This is a genomic window from Acinetobacter higginsii, from assembly GCF_000369525.1.
Classification (GTDB): Bacteria; Pseudomonadota; Gammaproteobacteria; order Pseudomonadales; family Moraxellaceae; genus Acinetobacter; species Acinetobacter higginsii.
On record NZ_KB850072.1, the window covers coordinates 1,671,152 to 1,691,459 of the forward strand.

21 protein-coding genes are annotated in these 20,308 nt (G+C 38.4%); 6 read left to right on the forward strand and 15 right to left on the reverse strand.

The features are described 5' to 3' along the window. Positions 1 to 43 precede the first annotated feature (43 nt). Positions 44 to 3,982 (reverse strand): ATP-dependent RNA helicase HrpA, encoded by a 3,939-nt coding sequence (hrpA, locus tag F902_RS14045; protein WP_005204406.1) that lies wholly within the window; start codon positions 3,980 to 3,982, stop codon positions 44 to 46. Between the two features lie 137 nt (positions 3,983 to 4,119). Further along, entirely contained in the window at positions 4,120 to 4,431 is a 312-nt protein-coding gene (locus F902_RS14050; protein WP_005204415.1) for a hypothetical protein, read from the reverse strand. Between the two features lie 481 nt (positions 4,432 to 4,912). Here F902_RS14050 and ahpC point away from each other — a divergent pair, with 481 nt between their 5' ends. Beyond that, positions 4,913 to 5,476 carry an alkyl hydroperoxide reductase subunit C gene (ahpC, locus tag F902_RS14055; RefSeq protein WP_004654049.1) on the forward strand — a complete coding sequence of 188 codons (564 nt, stop codon included), beginning with the start codon at positions 4,913 to 4,915 and terminating at the stop codon, positions 5,474 to 5,476. A gap of 252 nt (positions 5,477 to 5,728) precedes the next feature. Continuing rightward, positions 5,729 to 5,938, forward strand: coding sequence for a KTSC domain-containing protein (locus tag F902_RS14060; protein WP_005204416.1), 210 nt, complete (start codon positions 5,729 to 5,731; stop codon positions 5,936 to 5,938). A 53-nt stretch (positions 5,939 to 5,991) separates the two neighbouring features. Here F902_RS14060 and F902_RS14065 read toward each other — a convergent pair whose 3' ends face one another. Beyond that, positions 5,992 to 7,185 (reverse strand): alkane 1-monooxygenase, encoded by a 1,194-nt coding sequence (locus F902_RS14065; protein WP_005204417.1) that lies wholly within the window; start codon positions 7,183 to 7,185, stop codon positions 5,992 to 5,994. Between the two features lie 122 nt (positions 7,186 to 7,307). Here F902_RS14065 and F902_RS14070 point away from each other — a divergent pair, with 122 nt between their 5' ends. Beyond that, positions 7,308 to 8,357, forward strand: coding sequence for an AraC family transcriptional regulator (locus tag F902_RS14070; RefSeq protein ID WP_005204418.1), 1,050 nt, complete (start codon positions 7,308 to 7,310; stop codon positions 8,355 to 8,357). Here the strand turns inward: F902_RS14070 and F902_RS14075 are convergent. Together F902_RS14075 and F902_RS14080 are read right to left on the reverse strand one after the other, a co-directional pair. Further along, positions 8,334 to 8,921 (reverse strand): O-methyltransferase, encoded by a 588-nt coding sequence (locus F902_RS14075; protein WP_005204419.1) that lies wholly within the window; start codon positions 8,919 to 8,921, stop codon positions 8,334 to 8,336. The genes F902_RS14070 and F902_RS14075 overlap by 24 nt on opposite strands. Positions 8,922 to 8,961: 40 nt before the next feature. Next, positions 8,962 to 9,180, reverse strand: coding sequence for a DUF1653 domain-containing protein (locus F902_RS14080; RefSeq protein WP_005204420.1), 219 nt, complete (start codon positions 9,178 to 9,180; stop codon positions 8,962 to 8,964). A 230-nt stretch (positions 9,181 to 9,410) separates the two neighbouring features. Here F902_RS14080 and ahpF point away from each other — a divergent pair, with 230 nt between their 5' ends. Then, complete coding sequence (gene ahpF, locus F902_RS14085) at positions 9,411 to 10,976, forward strand: alkyl hydroperoxide reductase subunit F (protein WP_005204421.1); 1,566 nt, start codon at positions 9,411 to 9,413, stop codon at positions 10,974 to 10,976. 157 nt (positions 10,977 to 11,133) lie between these two features. Then, positions 11,134 to 11,478: a hypothetical protein gene (locus tag F902_RS14090; protein WP_004806359.1), complete on the forward strand. Its 345-nt coding sequence runs from the start codon at positions 11,134 to 11,136 to the stop codon at positions 11,476 to 11,478. 53 nt (positions 11,479 to 11,531) lie between these two features. Here the strand turns inward: F902_RS14090 and F902_RS14095 are convergent, their stop codons facing one another. Further along, positions 11,532 to 12,143: a glutathione binding-like protein gene (locus tag F902_RS14095; RefSeq protein WP_004654065.1), complete on the reverse strand. Its 612-nt coding sequence runs from the start codon at positions 12,141 to 12,143 to the stop codon at positions 11,532 to 11,534. Between the two features lie 206 nt (positions 12,144 to 12,349). Continuing rightward, the gene (locus F902_RS14100) at positions 12,350 to 14,788 is read right to left on the reverse strand and encodes an ExeM/NucH family extracellular endonuclease (protein WP_005204422.1); all 2,439 of its coding nucleotides are present in this window, start codon (positions 14,786 to 14,788) and stop codon (positions 12,350 to 12,352) included. Positions 14,789 to 14,970: 182 nt separating this feature from the next. Between F902_RS14100 and trmB the strand changes: the two genes are divergently transcribed. Beyond that, positions 14,971 to 15,687 carry a tRNA (guanosine(46)-N7)-methyltransferase TrmB gene (gene trmB, locus F902_RS14105; RefSeq protein WP_004654068.1) on the forward strand — a complete coding sequence of 239 codons (717 nt, stop codon included), beginning with the start codon at positions 14,971 to 14,973 and terminating at the stop codon, positions 15,685 to 15,687. 79 nt (positions 15,688 to 15,766) lie between these two features. Here trmB and F902_RS14110 read toward each other — a convergent pair whose 3' ends face one another. The 8 genes from F902_RS14110 to F902_RS14145 all read right to left on the reverse strand — a co-directional run bounded on the left by F902_RS14110 (position 15,767) and on the right by F902_RS14145 (position 20,306). Further along, positions 15,767 to 16,531 (reverse strand): putative type VI secretion system effector, encoded by a 765-nt coding sequence (locus tag F902_RS14110; protein ID WP_005204424.1) that lies wholly within the window; start codon positions 16,529 to 16,531, stop codon positions 15,767 to 15,769. 250 nt (positions 16,532 to 16,781) lie between these two features. Further along, positions 16,782 to 17,516 (reverse strand): putative type VI secretion system effector, encoded by a 735-nt coding sequence (locus tag F902_RS14115; protein WP_005204425.1) that lies wholly within the window; start codon positions 17,514 to 17,516, stop codon positions 16,782 to 16,784. Beyond that, complete coding sequence (locus F902_RS22910) at positions 17,497 to 18,246, reverse strand: putative type VI secretion system effector (protein WP_005204426.1); 750 nt, start codon at positions 18,244 to 18,246, stop codon at positions 17,497 to 17,499. The genes F902_RS14115 and F902_RS22910 overlap by 20 nt, the downstream gene beginning before the upstream one ends. After that, complete coding sequence (locus tag F902_RS14125) at positions 18,227 to 18,454, reverse strand: hypothetical protein (protein WP_228129740.1); 228 nt, start codon at positions 18,452 to 18,454, stop codon at positions 18,227 to 18,229. The genes F902_RS22910 and F902_RS14125 overlap by 20 nt, the downstream gene beginning before the upstream one ends. Positions 18,455 to 18,489: 35 nt before the next feature. Continuing rightward, positions 18,490 to 18,963, reverse strand: coding sequence for a hypothetical protein (locus F902_RS14130; RefSeq protein WP_005204428.1), 474 nt, complete (start codon positions 18,961 to 18,963; stop codon positions 18,490 to 18,492). A 2-nt stretch (positions 18,964 to 18,965) separates the two neighbouring features. Beyond that, complete coding sequence (locus F902_RS14135; RefSeq protein WP_005204429.1) at positions 18,966 to 19,232, reverse strand: hypothetical protein; 267 nt, start codon at positions 19,230 to 19,232, stop codon at positions 18,966 to 18,968. Between the two features lie 144 nt (positions 19,233 to 19,376). Then, a complete protein-coding gene (locus tag F902_RS14140) occupies positions 19,377 to 19,607 on the reverse strand; it encodes a hypothetical protein (protein ID WP_005204430.1) in 231 nt (76 codons plus the stop codon). 51 nt (positions 19,608 to 19,658) lie between these two features. After that, positions 19,659 to 20,306 carry a hypothetical protein gene (locus F902_RS14145; RefSeq protein ID WP_005204431.1) on the reverse strand — a complete coding sequence of 216 codons (648 nt, stop codon included), beginning with the start codon at positions 20,304 to 20,306 and terminating at the stop codon, positions 19,659 to 19,661. Positions 20,307 to 20,308: the final 2 nt, after the last annotated feature.

Consider the following 20,308-nt stretch of genomic DNA (forward strand, 5'->3'; position numbering starts at 1 on the left):
AAAACTCCTGTAAAGAATGCTTCTAACTTTCATATTTCTCAGTTTAACCGATTGCTAATCGATCCCATAGTTTTTGTAATCTAGTTGGTGAAATAGGCAGCTTTGTTTTCATCGGCTGAGAAAACAAAGAAATTCTGAATTCTTCCAACATCAAATACAGTTCTTTGATTTTAGGATCATTTTTAAATTTAAATACTTTGTCCATCCATGGATCGACATCATCAATTGCAGCAAGGTCTCGTTGTAGATTATTGGGCAACCGATCTAAACGCAATAGCAATGCTTTTAAATAACGCGGGTATTCCTGCCAAATTTCAGCAGGACGGCTATAAACAAAGTTTGCTAATGACATTAAATCAAGTTGATCTTCAATGTCATCGACACTTCGACCAAAGATGGTCTGATCCAACACCAATAACTCACGGCGAATCTGCTGCCATTGAGTAAATATTTCAGTTAAATCACTTAATGTCTGTTGACCATTTGCTAAAAATTGCTTTTTAGTTTCAGTGAGTAACTGTTGAAACTCGGCCGCATTTTTTGGTAGCTCTTGAATTGAAACTTGTAAGGTTGCATAGACCAGCATTTGTTCTAGCTTGGCACGATCACCCAACGGTGAATAAGCGAGAGCCAAAGGTTTAGAAATCTGCTTTTTCAATTGACGGATTAAATCCCCTAGCTGCATATGCACCAAGCGAATCACCCCTTCTCGATGTTGCTTAATCGCTTCATCCTGATCATTAAAGGTTTGAATCACCACGCCAGATTCATCTTTGGCTTCAAGCTCAGCAAATGACTTGGTTGGTACCAAAGCTTGATACTGCTTGATCACAACACCTGTTACTTTTTGCGATGCTTCGAATACAAAATTTTCAGGGAAGATCTGGAACTCACCTTGTTGCTGTTTCACTGGACGATGAGTTTCTACCCGACAACGTGCTTTCAACTCATCCAGATCACGCCCTTGTGCGATCAACTTGCCTTTTTCATCTACCACTTTGATAAACGGTATCAGATACTGATCAATGCGCTCAAAAGAAAAATCTTTTTCCGTAATCTGCTCACCGCGTAAAGCAAACGCCAAATAGCTAAATAAATGTTCACGCAGATGAACTGCATCAATCCCCTGCATGAGCTTTTTCGCTGTATCTGGGATCGGCACCAAATTGCGACGCTTGTCTTTTGGTAATGCTTTTAATAAGGCTTCAATTAAATCCTGACGCCACCCTGGAATGCCCCATGACCACTGATTTTCATCCACTTGCGGTAAAGCCTGCACTGGAATTTTAACGGTTGCACCATCTTCATCATGGCTCGGGTCAAAACGATAGCTGGCAGCAAGTCGCAGTTGTCCATTATGCAAATAATCTGGGAATTGTTGCGTCGTTGGACGATCATTCATCCATAACGCATCATCATCTACAAATAAATAGCGCGGATGCTCTGACTCAATGGTTGCACGCCAATCTTCAAAACTGCTGCGACTGGCAATTTCTTCTGGCACTTTCTCTGCATAGAACTGGTAAATGGTCTCTTCATCCACCACCAAATCACGGCGACGTAATTTATCTTCAACCCGTTCAACTTCTTCAAGTTTGAGTAAGTTATGTTTTAAAAATGGCGGCGTAATACCTAAATTACCAGTTGTTAATGCATCACGTAAAAAGATTTCATGTGCCGCAGGTTGGTCCACTTTTTCAAAATTGATTAATCTTTTCGGCTCAATAATCAAACCAAACAGAGAGATCTGCGCATAAGCATTAACAATACCCGCTTTTTTCGACCAATGTGGTTCAAAATAGTGATATTTCAATAAATCACGCGCAGCCAATAGAATCCATTCAGGATCAATTTTTGCCAAAGTCCGTAAATACACTTGTGAGGTTTCCACCATCTCAAATGCCATGACCCAAGCGGTATTGGTCTTGTGTAAGGTACTGGCAGGAAAAACTTTAGCCTTCTGTTGGCGCACTGCCATAAAGGTATTACGTTCATCGGTTTTATTTGCAATAAATGAAAGTAAGCCCGTGAGTAAGGCACGATGTAGGTTTTCATAGTTGGCTGATTTTTCATTAAAACTAAGTTTTAAACCCTCTGCCAATTCAACCAATTGCTGATGGGTTTGCTTCCACTCACGAAGGCGTAACCAACTTAAAAAGTGCTGACGTGCAAATTGACGACGCTTATTTTCAGTTTGTGTTTCGGGACTGGTTTGCAGCGTATTCCAAAGTTTTAAATAGAATAAAAAATCTGAGTCTGCTTCTTTAAACAAGGCATGTTTTTGATCGGCCTGCATTTGCTTATCCGCAGGACGTTCACGTGGATCTTGAATGGCTAAGGCACTGACAATAATCAGAGTTTCTTTGAGCACACCAAAATGAGCCCCGCCAACCAACATACGTGCTAAACGTGGGTCAATTGGCATACGCGCCATCATTTGACCGACTTTGGTTAAGCTATCTCGACTTCCCCCTTTAGTAAAGGGGGATTGAGGGGGATTATCTATAGATGAATCTCCCCCAACCCCTCTTTGAGAAAGAGGGGCTTTTTTCTCTGTTAATGCACCTAACTCAACCAAGAGCTTACGTCCGTCATTCACCAAACGGAAATCAGGTGGCTCAATAAAATCAAAATCTTCTAGATTACCTAAACCCAAGCTTTGCATTTGCAAAATAACAGAGGCTAAGTTGGTCCGTTTAATTTCAGGTTCAGTAAACTCAGGACGACTTAAAAAGTCTTCTTCACTGTATAGACGAATACATACACCCGCAGCAATACGACCACAGCGGCCTTTACGCTGGTTGGCTGCAGCTTGTGAAATCGCTTCAATCGGTAAGCGCTGTACCCGAGAACGGTAGTTATAACGCGAGATACGAGCAAAACCGCTGTCAATCACATAGCGAATATTCGGAACCGTCAATGCAGTTTCAGCCACGTTGGTCGCAATAATAATGCGTCGACCTTTGCCACTTGGACTAAAAATCTTTTGCTGTTCTGCTAGAGCCAAACGCGCATATAAAGGCAATACCTCAGTATGACGAGGACCATATTTTTGCAGCGTTTCCTGTAATTCACGGATTTCCTGCTCGGTACTGGCAAAAATTAAAATATCCGCATATTCAGGATGACCTTTTGCTTCAGCATCGGCAAAACACTCTTCTACTGCCTGCACCACTGCACGTGGTAGATTTTCTTCAAAATCATCAAACTCGTCGTCATCACTACCGACAATACTTAGCTCAGAGATTGGACGATAACGTAGTTCAACAGGAAAACTACGGCCTTCTACTTCAAAAATAGGCGCGTCATAAAAATACTGGCTAAAACGGTTTACATCCAGAGTCGCCGAGGTCACGATGACTTTTAAATCAGGGCGTTTTGGCAAAAGCTGCTTGAGATAGCCCATAATGAAGTCAATATTGAGTGAACGTTCATGTGCTTCATCAATAATGATGGTATCGTATTTTGATAAAAAACGGTCATTGGTCAATTCAGCCAATAAAATACCATCGGTCATCAAACGGACGATTGAGTCTTGCGAGCCTTGTTCATTAAAACGAATCTTAAAGCCAATTGATTCACCAAGCTTCTCGCCCACTTCTTCCGCAATACGTTGTGAGACACTTCGAGCAGCCAATCGACGTGGCTGAGTATGACCAATCATCCCCGTGAGTCCACGACCTGCCAGCATCACGATTTGTGGAAGCTGTGTGGTTTTACCTGAACCCGTTTCACCAGCAACAATAATCACCTGATGCTTTTGAATCGCCTCAATTAAACGATCTGCGTATTGAGTGACAGGCAGGTCTTGATTCAGCTTGATCTTGGGAATACGCGCTAAGCGTTTTTTGACTTTATGGTTAGACTGTTCAAATAGTTTTTCAATTTCCGCTGTTTCTGTTTTTTTATCTTTGCGCAGTCGATTTAAACGGTGACGGTCACGAGCCATAACCAATTGATCTACATTTAAATGACTCTGCACTGAACAGCTTTCCTGAAAAATTAAATAATCGACTATTTTACGCCTTAAACCCTTGCTATGCAAAGAAAGCTTTTCTAGACATTAGCCACCACTGAGGCTTATCAGTAAAAATTCAGGTCTTGAATTAAGTTAAATCATTACTCATCCGAGGCTGAAACAATAAAAATAGACCTTAATTTTGATTCACTGACTTGGTTTGGATCAATATCAACGACAAGATTAAGAAAAGTCGAGACCTGTAACCAGTGCTGATAACCTTTTCCTTTTAATACTTTGGGGACGAAAATAGCGCCTTCTCTTATTTCGTGCTGACTTTGTTTTGCATCCAATACAATCATCAAACATGAGAATAAATCAACTGCCTGACAATTTGGAATAAATATTGCGCCCTCTTTTGGGAGATAATTTTTTGCTTGTGTAACATTGACTAGACCGTTATATGATTCCATTCCTTCACTCCTGCCAAATAAACCCTGTATTTTTATAGCAACAAATCAATAATCTCATCAAACTAATTACTATTCTCCTTATCGCATTCGAGTTTTTTCTTTTGTAAATCTATCTCAACAACTCAGGATCACGACCAGATAGCTTTCTAAATGAAACAGATACACGTCGAATATTTAATCGTATATCTCCGTTTTTTATATAATTTTAGATTTTTTCAATTTTACCCTTGAATTTTGATGGCGTAGACTTCATGTTGTTATGCACATTAGTTCTGGATCTTTTGTCATGTTTGCTTCATCTCGATGCAGTCAAATAGGACAGATATTCTTGGGTGAAAGTCGTTTTTATTGAGTTATTCAATTTTCCGATTTTAGTCATGTAAAAATACTATTTCCCCAATAACTAAAAATTATTTATTCTTGACCACGTAAACAAGTAAGGCGTTAGCCTCTCAATAAAACCTCAATCATGGAGACAATGATGAGCTTAATTAATACTGAAGTTAAACCATTTAAAGCAACTGCGTACCACAACGGTCAATTTGTTGACGTATCTGAAGCTGATCTTAAAGGCAAATGGTCTGTTGTATTCTTCTACCCAGCTGACTTCACTTTCGTATGTCCAACTGAGTTAGGCGACCTTGCTGACAACTATGCTGAATTCCAAAAATTAGGCGTTGAAATCTATGGCGTGTCTACTGACACTCACTTCACGCACAAAGCTTGGCACGACACTTCAGAAGTTATTGGTAAAATCCAATACCCATTGATCGGTGACCCAACTTGGACACTTTCTAAAAACTTCGACGTATTAATCGAAGCTGCTGGTCTTGCTGACCGTGGTACTTTCGTAATCGATCCAGAAGGCAAAATCCAAATCGTTGAAATCAACGCTGGTGGTATCGGTCGTGATGCTTCTGAACTTCTTCGTAAAGTTAAAGCTGCTCAATATGTTCACGCTCACCCAGGTGAAGTTTGCCCAGCTAAATGGAAAGAAGGCGAAGCTACGCTTGCTCCATCTATCGACTTAGTTGGTAAAATCTAATTATTTAGATTAGACCAATTGGTTTGAAACCACCCTTTTTAGGGTGGTTTTTTATTGATTATTTTTATCAATCCAAGCCCTATTTCACACCCAAAATTTATAGCTATTTTTTTACAATTCTTATACTTATAAATTTATAGCAAGCTTCATTTATGAATTGTCAGACGGTTACAGTTGGAGTACTGTCAAAGAATAGAACACCAGAGTTATTAACCATGTACTAAAAGATCAAATCAAAATGGGGACAAATATATGGAAAAACCAGTTGTTGTAACCTCTTGGAAATATGATGTTTCTTCACGCTATTTAAAAATTTTCTATAGCAATGGCTCAGGTGAGCTTTATCATCCCGTTCCAGAGTTTATCTACAATAATTTACTTCGCACCAATGATAAAACTGCCTTTGTGCATAAATATCTAGAATTTGATCTGCATTTTAAACGACTCTGTATTTCAGCTTAAAAAACAAAAAATCAGCCCGATTGGGCTGATTTTCGTTGTATCTCACTTCAGCTTTAAGCAGCATCTTGCTGTTCAGCATATTTCTCTAACATCTTCTGTTTGGCTTCAGGATGGACATTTATTCTGTCCAAATTACCTTTATAGTGTTGCACCACTCGATCATCCATAATTTTTGACCACCAAGATGGAATAAATGCTGGCAGAATCATGGCACCATAACCTGCGGGTAACTGCGGCGCATCTTGAAAGTGACGTAAGGTTTGAAAGCTTCGAGTCGGATTGGCGTGATGATCCGAATGACGTTGTAATTGATACAAGAACAAATTGGTCACGACATTATTATTATTCCAGCTATGTTCTGGCAAAGTCCGTTCATATTGGCCATTTTCTTTCTTTGCACGCTTTAAACCATAATGTTCAATATAATTTACTGATTCAAACAAGGTAATCGCATAAGCTGCTTGCGTGACTTGGAACGGGACTGAATGCATACCAAACTTGCTAAACATGGCGGCATGATATACAGCAGACATCGCCCAGCCATGAATTAACTCATTTTCCTTACAGAGGAAAGGCAGTTTCTTACGTTCTAAACGGTTTTTCTCAATTTCGATCGCCGATTTAAAGCTGCCAATCACAGTACGCGGTAAAAACCTCCAAAAGCTTTCGCCAAATTGTGAAGATGCTGGATCTTCAGGTGTTGCAACGCGACGGTGGTGTCCATACGGGTGTTCAATACGGAAATGGTTATAACCCGAGGGTGCTAAAGCCAAATGCGAAAGATAATGCTCTAAACGTCCGCTCTTATGGCTCAGTTCATGTGCAGTATTAATGGCAATTCCATTGACCATGCCCACCAAAGTTCCCAATAACACTTGATCTGCAACTGGGGTGTCTTTACGACTGGCTAAATAGGCCCCATAAATATTGGTCGCGTATTGTAAAGGAATAAAAAGTTTAACAATTCTAGCGTAATAGGGATCAGCTTCTAAATCTGCGATTGCATCTAATGGCGGGTTTTCGGTGTCTTCACCAATCAATTTATCTAATGTTGGAATCACGCCATGAATAAATAATGGCCCAAATGAAGCGAAGAACTTTTTCGTTTTTTTAGGGCCAAATTGATAACCCGCCAAACCACCCATTGCAATGGTCGGTACAGCCAAACCCAATAGCCATAAATGACGTTTCTTATCCTTAAATGTTGTTGTCGCTTGCTCGACATCCAGTTGAGTATGCATATTCATTAGAAATTCCTCAATCAAACACAAAATGTTTTGCTTGAATTGATTGTGCCCCTTCACCGGTCCTCTATATTATCATTTTAAGACTTGCTATTATCATTTTAAGACTTTACTGAGTTTTTCTTGTGCAAAAGCAGCAGATCCCAGTTATTCCATCACGTTATTATTTACGACTGATTGAAATTTTAATCGGTACGCATCAATACGATAATGATTTGTTGATAGCTGTGCAGCGAGAACTGGCAAAAACAGAATTATTATCGATTCGGCAAATTGAACAATTCATTGAGATTGGTTTAAGTCTGCCCAATACCCAAGACTTGGCCTTTGAACTGGGTAAAAATATAAAGCTCAGCTCACATAGTCTCGTCGGCTATGCACTGATGACCAGTCCTAATCTAGAACATGCACTTAGGCTGATTGCACAATATTTTAGACTGATTATGCCCAGTTTTAAGCTGAGTATTCAGTTTCCAACAGGCTCACAAAAAGTTGAACTGTTATTTGAACCAATTTTGCAGATGAATAAGCAATGTTTGGCCTTTCATATTGAAGCGATTGCCGTAGCGTTCTACTACAGCCTATTAGAATTGGCAGGCCAGCAATTACAACGCTACCAAGTCTATTTGAGTGTTCCAGAGCCGAGCTATCAAGAGCGTTATTTATCCTTGGTGAAAGCCAATTTCCATTTTAACTATACCTGGCTTGCAGGTATCCGCGTAGTGATTGATCAGCAACAATTAGCACTACCCTTACCTTTGGCAGATGCACATAGTTTAAAAATAGTTGAACAACGCTGTCAGGAACAAATCCAGAAGATCTATCATCAAGGAGAAATTGTTGAATGGGTCAGCATGATGTTACGACAAGCCAATCAAGTCCCAACACTCATGGAATGTGCCAAAGTCTTAAATATTTCCACTAAAACCTTGCAACGCTATTTGCAGCAACAAGGGGTTGAATTTCAAGCGTTAAAACAGCTGATCAGCACTGAACGTGCGATTGAGTTATTAGAAAATTCTAGCTTTACCATTACCCATATTGCCTATGAGCTGGGTTATTCTAATCCTGCCAATTTCACCCGTGCATTTAATAAAGTGATTGGCTGTAGCCCTCAAGCATATCGACTACACCATCACAGTAAAATCAATTCACTTCAACACCACCATACATAAACCTGCACCAATCGGCAGAATGGTACTCATGTAATCTTCATCATCTTTAATCAGTTCGAGGAATTCCTTCACCTCTGCTGCATGAGAAATGACATTATCAACAATTAAAGTACTTCCCGAAGACTGCAATAAACGCTTTAAGTCTTGCCAGTAGCTCACATAACTACCACGTTCAGCATCCAGTAGAATCAAATCATAAGGTTCAACCGCTTGGGCCAGATAATCAGCAGCATCTCCCACCCAAAAATCAATAAACGGCTCCAAGCCAAATTCTTCCGCATATTTTTTTGCTTGCGCACTGCGAAAGGCATTAATTTCTAGGGTTTGTACAGCCCCACCGACGCTTTTACCTGCTTCCGCCAGCCAAAGTGTTGAATAGCCTGTAGATGTCCCAATTTCTAGAATCCGTTTTGATCGTTGAGTACGAACCAACATCGCAAGTAGCTTAGCTGACTCAGCTTCAATATTTCGGTAGCGTCTTAAACGATCAGACTGTCGAGCATCATGTTGTTTAAACTCATCATATAAATCAGAGATACGTTTTAAAAATACAGTGCTGGTCATATCTGATCCCCCAACTACGCTTATGCAAAGTGTATTTAATTTAAGTCGTTTGTATTAGTTTAAAGCGTGGCAGAATTTGACCATCATCGAGCTGAACGGTTTCGCTAAACATTGCCAATGGACGTACCCACATTGAGTAATCACCATATAAGCATTGATAGACCACCAATTCCTCTTCGGTTTCACTATGACGAGCCACATTAAACACTTGATACAGCTGACCTTTATAGTGTTGATAAATGCCACGTTGTAAGGTCATATTACTTACCCTTAATTTATGCCACGAAATGATTGCAGTTATATAACAACTTTGATTGTACTCAAATTTTTTGTGAAAGAAATGTTCAAAAAATAGTAAATTTATTAAAAATTCAAAAAACCGATCAAACTCATAAAAACATACTGTTTTACCTATTCAGTACTTTTGCGTACTATAGCCTCATTGAATGAATTTAGCTGATTTAAAAGTCTTAGCGTTTGGAGAAATACATGTTAGATCAAAATATTAAAACTCAATTAAAAGCTTACTTAGAACGTTTAGAAAGTCCAATCGAGTTGGTTGCTGCTTTAGATGACTCCGACAAAGCAGAAAAAATTAAAGAACTCGTGACTGAAATTGCTGAACTTTCTGACCAAGTTACGGCGCGTTTTGACGGTTCAAACGCTCGCCGTCCTAGTTTCGGTGTGGCCAAAGCTGGTGAACAACCACGTGTGTTCTTTGCTGGCTTACCGATGGGACATGAGTTTACTTCTTTGATCTTGGCATTATTACAAGTATCAGGTTATGCGCCTAAAGTCTCTGATGAAGTACTCACTCAGATCAAAGGCTTAAACTTAACAGCGAACTTTGATGTGTTTGTATCGCTCAGCTGCCATAACTGTCCAGATGTGGTTCAAGCTTTAAACTTGATTGCGATTAACAATCCAAATACTACAGCAACCATGATTGATGGTGCTTTCTTCCAAGACGAAGTTGAAGAACGCAAAATCTTAGCTGTACCTATGGTGTTCCAAGACAACCAACATATTGGTCAAGGTCGTATGACTTTGGAAGAAATCGTTGCCAAGTTGGATAGCAATTCAGCTGAGAAAGATGCAGCCGCAATCAATGCCAAAGATGCATTTGATGTGTTGGTGATTGGTGGTGGGCCTGCAGGTGGTACAGCGGCGATCTATGCAGCACGTAAAGGCATCAAAACGGGTATCGTGGCTGAACGTTTTGGCGGTCAAGTGATGGATACCATGGACATTGAGAACTTCACCACAGTACAAAAAACTGTAGGTCCTCAGTTCGCTCAAGACATGGAAGCCCATGTCCGTGAATACGGTGTCGATATCATGAACTTGCAACGTGTCAGCAAGATCACTGGTGCAGATCAAACTGCTAATGGTTTGGTTGAGGTTGAACTGGAAAATGGTGCCAAGCTTGAATCGAAAACCATCATCCTGTCTACAGGTGCACGTTGGAGAGAAATGAATGTACCAGGTGAAGCTGAATACCGTACTCGTGGTGTGGCTTACTGCCCACACTGTGATGGTCCATTATTCAAAGGCAAACGCGTTGCGGTGATTGGTGGAGGTAACTCTGGTGTCGAAGCAGCGATTGACCTTGCAGGGATTGTTGAGCATGTGACTTTGGTTGAATTTGATATCAAACTTCGTGCAGACCAAGTATTGCAAGACAAATTAAATAGCTTGCCAAATACCACTGTCATCTTAAATGCACTCAGTACTGAAGTAGTGGGTGATGGTGCTCAAGTGACAGCATTGAAATATAAAGATCGTACCACTGATGTTGAACACACCGTTGAACTTGCAGGGATCTTCGTACAAATTGGTTTATTGCCAAACACGGATTTCTTAAAGAACAGCGCAGTTGAACTCAGCAACCGTGGTGAGATTGTGATTAATGATCGCAACGAAACCAATGTCAAAGGTGTCTTTGCCGCAGGTGACTGTACGACAGTACCGTACAAGCAAATCATCATTGCCACAGGTGAAGGCGCCAAAGCATCGCTGTCTGCTTTTGATTATATGATCCGTTCTGGCGTATAAGTCTACTCAGAACATGTGCACGCACTTACATTTTCCGATGTAAGTGCGTGTTTTTACAAGTTATCAACAAATTTTCAACTTTATTATTCATCAAGTTTATGTTTATATTTTCGGTATCCATATCCGATTGGATGCCACAAAGAAAAGGAAATAGACAATGAATAAATTACTTGTTGCATTAGGTCTTGCTGCTACTGTTGCGCTTGTAGGCTGTAATAAAGATAAAGCACCTGAAACTGGTGCAACCACGGGTGAGCATTTAGAGCATGCTGCTGATCAAGCTGGCGCTGACGTTCAAAATGCGGCTGATGCGGCTGCGAGCAATGTTGCAACTGCTGTAGATACTGCTGGTGATCAAATTGATGCTGCTGCTGATCACACTGCAACTGCAACGGCTGAAGCTGCTGCTAAAACTGAGGCTGCGGCACGTGATGCAACAGCTAAAGTTGCAGGCGCTGTAGAATCAACTGCTGCTGATGTGAAAGAAAAAGCTCAGCAATAATTGAGTTGAAATAAAAAAGCCTCTGTTTACAGAGGCTTTTTTATTGGTCTGAATTAACTTAATAAACCTTCATCACGCATCGCAATTTGTACAGACTGACGTTCAGCCACTTTATTACGCAATGCAATAATATTGATATAAGGCGTTAAGTCATGCTCAATGTGATTTGACCAGTTAGTGAGCACGAATAAATACGCATCCGCAGGACCAAAGTTATCATCGACCAAATAATCACAATCCGATTCAGCTAAATAGTTGTCGATATACTTAAGCAAACGATCAACTTCTGCATAGGCTTTGGTTTTCTCATCATCAGTGAGTTTACCGCTAAAGAATACAGAATAAGCATCATGCAATTCTGAGTTCAAATAGCCTAACCACTCTAGGACTTTAGCACGCCCCATCCCCGATGGTGGGATTAAATCCTGTTTTGGATCATGCTGTGCTAAAAACGGTAAAATTGCCACATTTTCAGTTAAAATTAAACCTGGATTAATTTCCAAAGCAGGTACATAGCCTTTTGGATTAATCTCGTAATAATCTGCACCTTTTGAAGTTTTATGTGTTTTTAGATCAACTCGTTCTAAATCAAAATCGACATTTATTTCATTTAAAATAATATGGGCTGCCAATGAGCATGCACCAGGTGAATAATACAACTTCATAATTGATCCTTGTTATCTAACAACTTATGCCCTAGAACGTTCCTACGAAACTCGAGAACAGAAATAACCAAAATTTATAATAGCTTTCATGCTAAGAACATCTACACCACTACTATTAATGAATTTTTTTCTGCCTTGCAAGTTATATTCCGTGACGATTGATTAATTTATGAAAAAACAAACCAAACAATATCACGGAAATCAGATTACGCTCGACCAAAAAGTTTGCCTAACCATTCAAATAATGAGTTTAAAAATTCAACGATGATATTCTTCGGATTATTTGGTTCAAGTTGAGAATCCGAACTTTTCATATCCAAATCAACAATCACAGGGTCATGATCTGAAGAACGATAAGCATCTGCCGAGAAGAACAAGGCCTTTTGCTCATCGGTTTTATATTCTTCGTTATAGTCCAATACTGTTGGCTCATCGGCATTGATATGCCATGCAAAAGTCTTGATTACACGTTTATACAGATTGGCATCGGCAATGGCATGATCAAGGTTACCTGCACCACCATAACCATCTGCATCACTCGCCACACCAAAGACATAGCTATAAGCTTTATTACCCTCACCGACTTTGCTGTCATTGAGCAAAACTTTATAGTTGGCTTTCTCAAAACTTAAGATTGGATCTTCTTTGGCATAACTGTTCATATCACCTAACAGTAAGATATTCGGATTCTTCACTTGGGTTGGATTCTTGGCAATCCATTGGGTGAGTTGCTCAACCGCTTTCACTCGGGTCGGGTTCCAGCAGCCCTGACCATCGCGTTGATCTGCATCCAGAGAGTTTTCATCGACACCTCGACAGCTCTTCGATTTAAGATGATTTGGAATCACTGTAAAGATTTGTCCGCCCTGTACAGGTTTGAAGGATTGTGCGATGGTCGAACGGCTTTTATCCCCTAAATCCAATACCGCAGGCTTATTCACTGGCTGAACACGTTTACTGTTATAGATAATGGCAACCGCAATCACATCAGTACCGAGCTGATTGAGTCCTTCTGGAATCACATATTTCCAGTCTGGCCCTAAAGCTTTAGTCAAGTTAGCAACTGCACTATCACTGCCATAACCATTATTGGCAATTTCCATCAAACCATACACATCTGCATCGATTGATTTTAATGCATTGACGATTTTGGCATGTTGCTTATCAAATTCAGCCTGACTGTTGGCACCACGTTCCGTTGGGAAACCATTCTTGCCATTGTCATAGTTCAGCACGTTAAATGCCGCAGCACGAATATGTTTGCTTTGTTTAGCGGTAATTGTTGGACGCGGATTGGTCGTAGTCACTACTTCTGGCAAGTTTGCCCCTGCAATCGGTTGTACACGCCAAGCATTAAAACGATATTCTAAAATACCTTGTGCGTTCTTTAACTGATAGCCCGAACGTAGCGTATTCAACGCACTAAAGTTTTGTGGCAACCACGGTGCACGGTTTTGATTGTTATAACCATCATCAAAGATAATCTTAGAAAGTAGATTTTGTTGCGCTAAAGCCTTGGCTTCATTTGAAAGTGCAGGATAAAGATTGGTCGGAATAAATAAACGGCCAAGGCTTAGAGAAAGTTCGCCATAACGACCAAAATTATAGTTTTCACTTACCGTCAACGTTTGCGGTAATTTCACCAACATCCCTTGGTAACGCTTAGGTGAATTCCCTGCGGTATCGGTCAAACTGCTAAATGGCAAGTTCAAGTCCAGTGGTTGGATCAGCGATGCCATGTTCTGGTTACAGGTCTTAATATCCTGCTGCAATTGATCCAATTGAAGTTGGTTTTGATAACTGGTTAAACGACCACGTAGGATGACTTCATCACCAACCTGCCCACCTTTGACTACACTGCTTGCAGGAATATAGACAAAAATCGCATTGCTGACATTTGGCGTAGCTTTGCTATCAGGGGTTTGTACATAGAAACCTGAGAAACCATTGCTATAACGATAGTCCGCCGTGATTACACCACGAATAGTATAATTTTGATTTTGAGTCGATTGCGTAAGACTGGCAATCGGTGTATCGCTACTGCTACAGCTGACTGCATCTACAGGCGGTGTGGTCGTTGAACCTGTTAAATTCGAAAAATCATTTCGATCTGTCCATGCCTGCCAAGATTGGTCGAGATCAAATGGACTGGTCGGATCAACACTCACTACAGGATTATCTGTTTGAATGCGTTTAAAGCTATTCGCAGTACTGAATACCGTTGTACCCCAACCTGCCGTTGGACGCTCACCAATACGACCAAAACGATCTACTGACGTACCGCGATAAAGCAACACAATCGCATCGTCACCATTAAAAGATAATCCTGCTACTTGATTAACTTTATCCCCCAATTGCGCTTGTAATTCTGAACGACCAATCAGGAATCTTTGTTTACTGGCCAAGCTACCTTGTAAAGGAAAAGCCGCGGTTTTAACTGTACCGCCATTGTTGAACTGCTGGATTTCATAATCGGCTAAATTCACCGTTGTGGCATCGGGGTTATAAATTTCCAGTCCCTTTTTATTGCTGCTGCCATCGACATACTGGCTAAACATCAGTTGTGCATGTGCAGCAGAAAAGAGTGAAGATGCACCTAACAGGCCTAAACAAATGGCGATCGAATGGTATTTAAAATTGTTCATGGTTTTTTACTTAGTGTTAAAATTGTAATTAGGCTATGCAATTTCTGTGACAGCTACATGAAGATTTTTTGACAAATTTTAAGCAATTTTAGAAATGATCGGCTAAATAAAATCACTTAAAGTTTGACTTGACCACCTGAACACTTAAAATACGGCATTTCTATATTTATATCTCCAGAATCATGTCAAACGATCAGTTAGAAACGCAAATTACGGAACTCGACAATTTGCCTGAGCACCGTGAAATTGTGACGTTTATGCGTCGTTCAGCTCCGCTCAATACTTCACAACGTACTGCTTTAGAAGATTATCGTGATTTAATTTTGGAATACCCTGTTGGTGATTTACGCCAGCATTTTGAACATCCTGAACGCCCATTAACCGTTGAAATCGGTTTTGGTATGGGTCGCTCTTTGGTGTTAATGGCGAAAGCTAATCCTGAACGTAACTTTGTCGGTATCGAAGTGCACGTACCTGGTATTGCACAGTGTGTTTACGAAGCCGGTATGGCGGGCTTAAAGAACCTGTTTGTACTGGATGCTGATGCAATCCAAGTATTACGTGAAATGCCAGACAACAGCATTAACTGTGTACAGCTTTATTTCCCAGATCCTTGGCAGAAGAAGCGTCACTTTAAACGCCGTTTCGTGATTCATGAACGTATGCAGCTGGTTGAACAGAAGCTTGAGCTTGGTGGTACATTCCACTCAGCAACTGACTGGGAACCATATGCAGAATGGATGCTTGATATCCTAGATAACCGTCCAGATATGGAAAACTTGGCAGGTAAAGGTAATAGCTACCCTCGCCCAGAATGGCGTCCAGTCACCAAATTCGAGCGTCGCGGTCTTGAATCTGGTCATAAAATTAATGACTTTATCTTTAAGAAAATTAAATAAGTTGATTTAGTTTCACAAAAGCCACTAATTTTTTAGTGGCTTTTTACTTCTTCTCATTTATTTATAGATTTTATATGACTCAATTAGTCTTTACATCTACTAGTGGCTGAGGATCGTAATCTAAAAACTGGGTGTAATCATGTATATCCTTACATAACTGTCTATTCTCAACATCATGATAAGCTAATGTAAGATCCCTTTTCTCAAATACTTTTAAGTCTTTTACTCCTAACAACTTATAAATTTGATCCGATATGAGAGCATAACGGAGTAACTCTTTTTTCGCACTCGCCCCTATCCCAAATATCACAACAAATGGTAAAACTAAAATACATGCATATAAAAAGACATAATCCATTATGTCTACATTAATAGTGCCGTTATCAGTCAAGAACAATGATATTATAAGCATGAATATTGACATTCCCGATGCAACAACAGCCAAATTCTTGGGGCTGTGGCTATTTGTTACCATTTCCACCGTTTCTCCAAAAGGCAAAGATATGCCTAATAAATTATTATTTTTATTCATAACTGCTAAGACATTAATGTCACCTTCCACATTTTCATCATAAACGACATATACGTCTTCATCTTCTTTAAAGAAGACAGAAGTAAGCGCGGCATAAAAATTGATATGATCAATACAGAAATAAATATAATAACCTGGTTCGCCATTTGCTCCACCCAAGGTAGCAGCAGCACCCATCCCTCCAGACTCAGAAAAAATCGATACCAATGCTGTAGCTCCAGCTTGTGCTCTAACTTTTTTTGGTTTAGGGAGCTCACTTATAATTGCATCAACATACTGAAGATTTTTAATTTTACCGTAAACAACTTTCATCTAAATCCATCACATTATTGCATTAAAAAAAATCAATTAGATAACAACATATTGAAAAATAAGTCTTTTATATGTGTAAGACCAAATATTAAAAATAAAAAGCCAAAGCATAAACAACAAAAATAACTTTCTATCCAATTAACATATTACTTACATCAAAATCACTTCCAAATTTAAAAATAAAAACATGGCTCAATTACAAAAAAATTTAGACATCAGAAAAGAAATAAAATATTAATTATTTCAAATTTTATTTCTTTATATCTACATCTACTAGCGGCTGAGGATCATAATTTAAAAATTCAGTATAATTATGAACATCATCATAGATACGATCAGTTTCTTTATCTTTGTATGGCTTCAGATGATTCTTATTAATCTCTGCATTTAAAGCATCAACATCATTAATACCTAATACTTTATAAATTCGTTCAGATTCCTCTGCATAGCCTCTAAATTGTTTTTTAACGCTATGTCCAATTAACAACATCATAACTAGAGAAATAATAATAGTAATTGTATATATATAGATTTCTCTTGCTCCTAGGGAAAAGAAGACAATTGACATTCCTATTGCTGTAATCCCTCCCATCATTAATGCATTCTTATTATGGGCTTTATCTGACATTTCGGTAGTATGCCCAAAAGGAACGACCATACCCAATAAATGATTATTCTTATTCAGAATCGCCAGAACATTAAAATTCTGTTTAACATCCTCGTCATAAACTACATAGATATCTTCTCCCTCTTGGAAAAAGATGCCTGTAAATGCCGCATAAAACTCAACATCATCAATATAGAAATGAATATAGTAACCTGGAAATCCATTCACCCCAGCTAAAGTTGCTGCTGCACCCATTCCTCCAGATTCAGCAAAAATTGATACTAGTGCCGTAGTTGCCTGTGATCTCAGTTTAGGTAATTGGCCAATAATTGCGTCAACACATTGGAGTTTTTGGACTTTACCGTAGATGACTTTCATCAGTTCTTACATCTACTAGTGGCTGAGGATCATAGTTTAAAAATTCAGTATAATTATGAACATCATCATAGATACGATTAGTTTCTTTATCTTCGTATGGCTTCAGATGATTCTTATTAATTTCTGCATTTAAAGCATCAATATCATTAATACCTAATATTTTATAAATTCGTTCTGACTCCTCTGCATACCCTCTAAATTTTTTCTTAACAGCATAACCAATAAACGATATTACTGTTATTGAGCAAAATATTATATACATATATATATCTATGTCTTTTGCGCCTAAAAGAAAAATTATAATTATACTAATTAAAGCAGTTAGTATTGCCATTATTAAATTGCTTTTATTATGAGCCTTATTCGACATTGCTACTGTATGACCAAAAGGAACAACCATGCCTAATAAATGGTTATTTTTATTCATAATCGCTAAAACATTAAAATTTTGTTTAACTCCTTCATCATAAACAACATAAATGCTTTCACCTTCGTTAAAAAAGATGCCCGTAAAGGCTGCGTAAAATTCAATATCATCAATATAAAAATGAATATAGTAACCTGGAAATCCATTTACCCCGGCTAAAGTTGCTGCTGCACCCATTCCTCCAGATTCAGCAAACATTGACACTAAAGCTGTGGTAGTTGCTTGTGATCTCAGCTTTGGTAATTCACCAACAATTGCATCAATACATTGGAGTTTTTGAACTTTACCGTAGATGACTTTCATCAGATCTTACATCTACTAATGGCTGAGGATCGTAATCTAAAAACTGTGTATAATTATAAACATCGTCATACATACGGTTATTTGAGTCTATATAAGCCTGCATGCCTGTTTTTTCCAAGGCGGTTAAATCTGTAACACCTAATATTTTATAAATCCGTTCTGATTCTTCTGCATAACCTCTAAATTGTTTTTTAATGCTTTGACCCATTAACCAAATCACGCCACCCCATATTATCGATATTACTACCATAAAAAATAAAATGAACAATCTTCGATATCAAAAAAAAGTGAAGTAATAAAAAACAATGTAATACTACCAACTGCCATAAAAATTGTATTTCGATTATGGGCTTTATCTGACATAACCACAGTATGTCCAAATGGAACTACCATACCTAGCAAATGATTATTTTTATTCATAATCGCTAAAACATTAAAATTCTGTTTAACCACTTCATCATAAACTACATAAACGTTTTCGCCCTCTTGAAAAAAAACCCCTGTAAAAGCTGCATAAAATTCATTATCATCAATATAGAAATGAAGATAATATCCAGGTAGACCATTTACACCTGCCAATGTTGCTGCTGCACCCATTCCCCCAGATTCAGCGAACATCGACACTAAAGCTGTTGCTTGCGATCTCAACTTTGGTAACTCACCAACTATTGCATCAACAAATTGGAGCTCTCTTACTATGCCATATTTCACTTTCATATTTATAATCCAACAACCTCTACAAATGCCTGATTAAAAACTTCTAGCTCTTTTGCTTCATTCTCAAAATTCACTACATCAATACCAAAAGATGATTTTCTACACCAACTCTCTAAGGCATTATCTGAAAAGTATGCTTTATAAATAATTTCAACTGCCGTTAAACCTAAAATAGCAATATTGAATCGAGCTAACCAAACTACAGTACCGAAAAATGCTAAAAAACGATAAACTGGTAGACGTACAAGTACTCCTGAAAAACGAATCAAGGCAGCCCGATTTGTTAATGTTCCAATTTTCTGTAAGAAATCTATAGAAATTTTAGTGTAATTAAGCGCTAAACCAAAATATGCCAGACTACGTCCACCATAAATAAAGGCTAGAAATTTATCTTTTTTCCAATTTTCAAATGCTCATTTAAAATCATAAATTGCAAATAAAACACTCCCTACAATTGCAAAACTGTTAGCAGCGAATTTGATTGCGTGATGTGTTGCATTTTTCGTTGTTGCAGTAACAACGCCAACCAATTCCAAACTGGCAGTGATTAAGCCACATGCTCCTCCCCATATTTGTAGCTTCTGATCTAAAGTTGTCATTGGTTTGCTGAGCTGGAACATTAAATTAATTGCTTCGAGTGCCATGACAAAAGAAGCAACCCGTGCTGTTCCTTTATTTTTTTTGTCATTTAAAATTTAATCTGAAAGCAGTCTTTTAAAAAAAATCAATCTTTTAAATGTATATTCCCACAATATTAAAAGTAAAAGAACTAAAGCATATACAATAAAGCCAACCTTCCACCCCATTACAATATTATCCACATCAAAATAATTTTTAAATTTAAAAATAAAGAAGTATGGTCCAACCACGAACATATATATGACATAAACTATAGTAAACATTCCAAGCCCCACACCCCAAACCTTTCCATGCTTAAGTTCAAAGTCACTTGAAAAATCATCATAATTATTATCAGAAACCAAACAATCCTCCTTTAAAAAGTCCATTAAAATTTTTTTCAGTTTAATTTCAAAGAAAATGTAATCCAAAATAAAATATACAAACAAAGGGAGAAAAATAAATATTGCATAATTTTTCAAAGACAAAATAAGCGTAAAGACACAGAAAAACAGCAAGACAGCTGCATTCAATATGACATACATAAAGTATTCCTGCCCACTCCTATCTAAAGAAGCTCTTCCTAAAAAAGTAAAAACCACTCCAAAAAACAAGAAGAAAAATAAATAAAAAATTGAATTAGAGGAAATATAAATCAAACTTAAAGGGACAATAAATATTAATAAAGCAAGGAAAGACTTGTTAATTAATTCATATTTTTTCATTT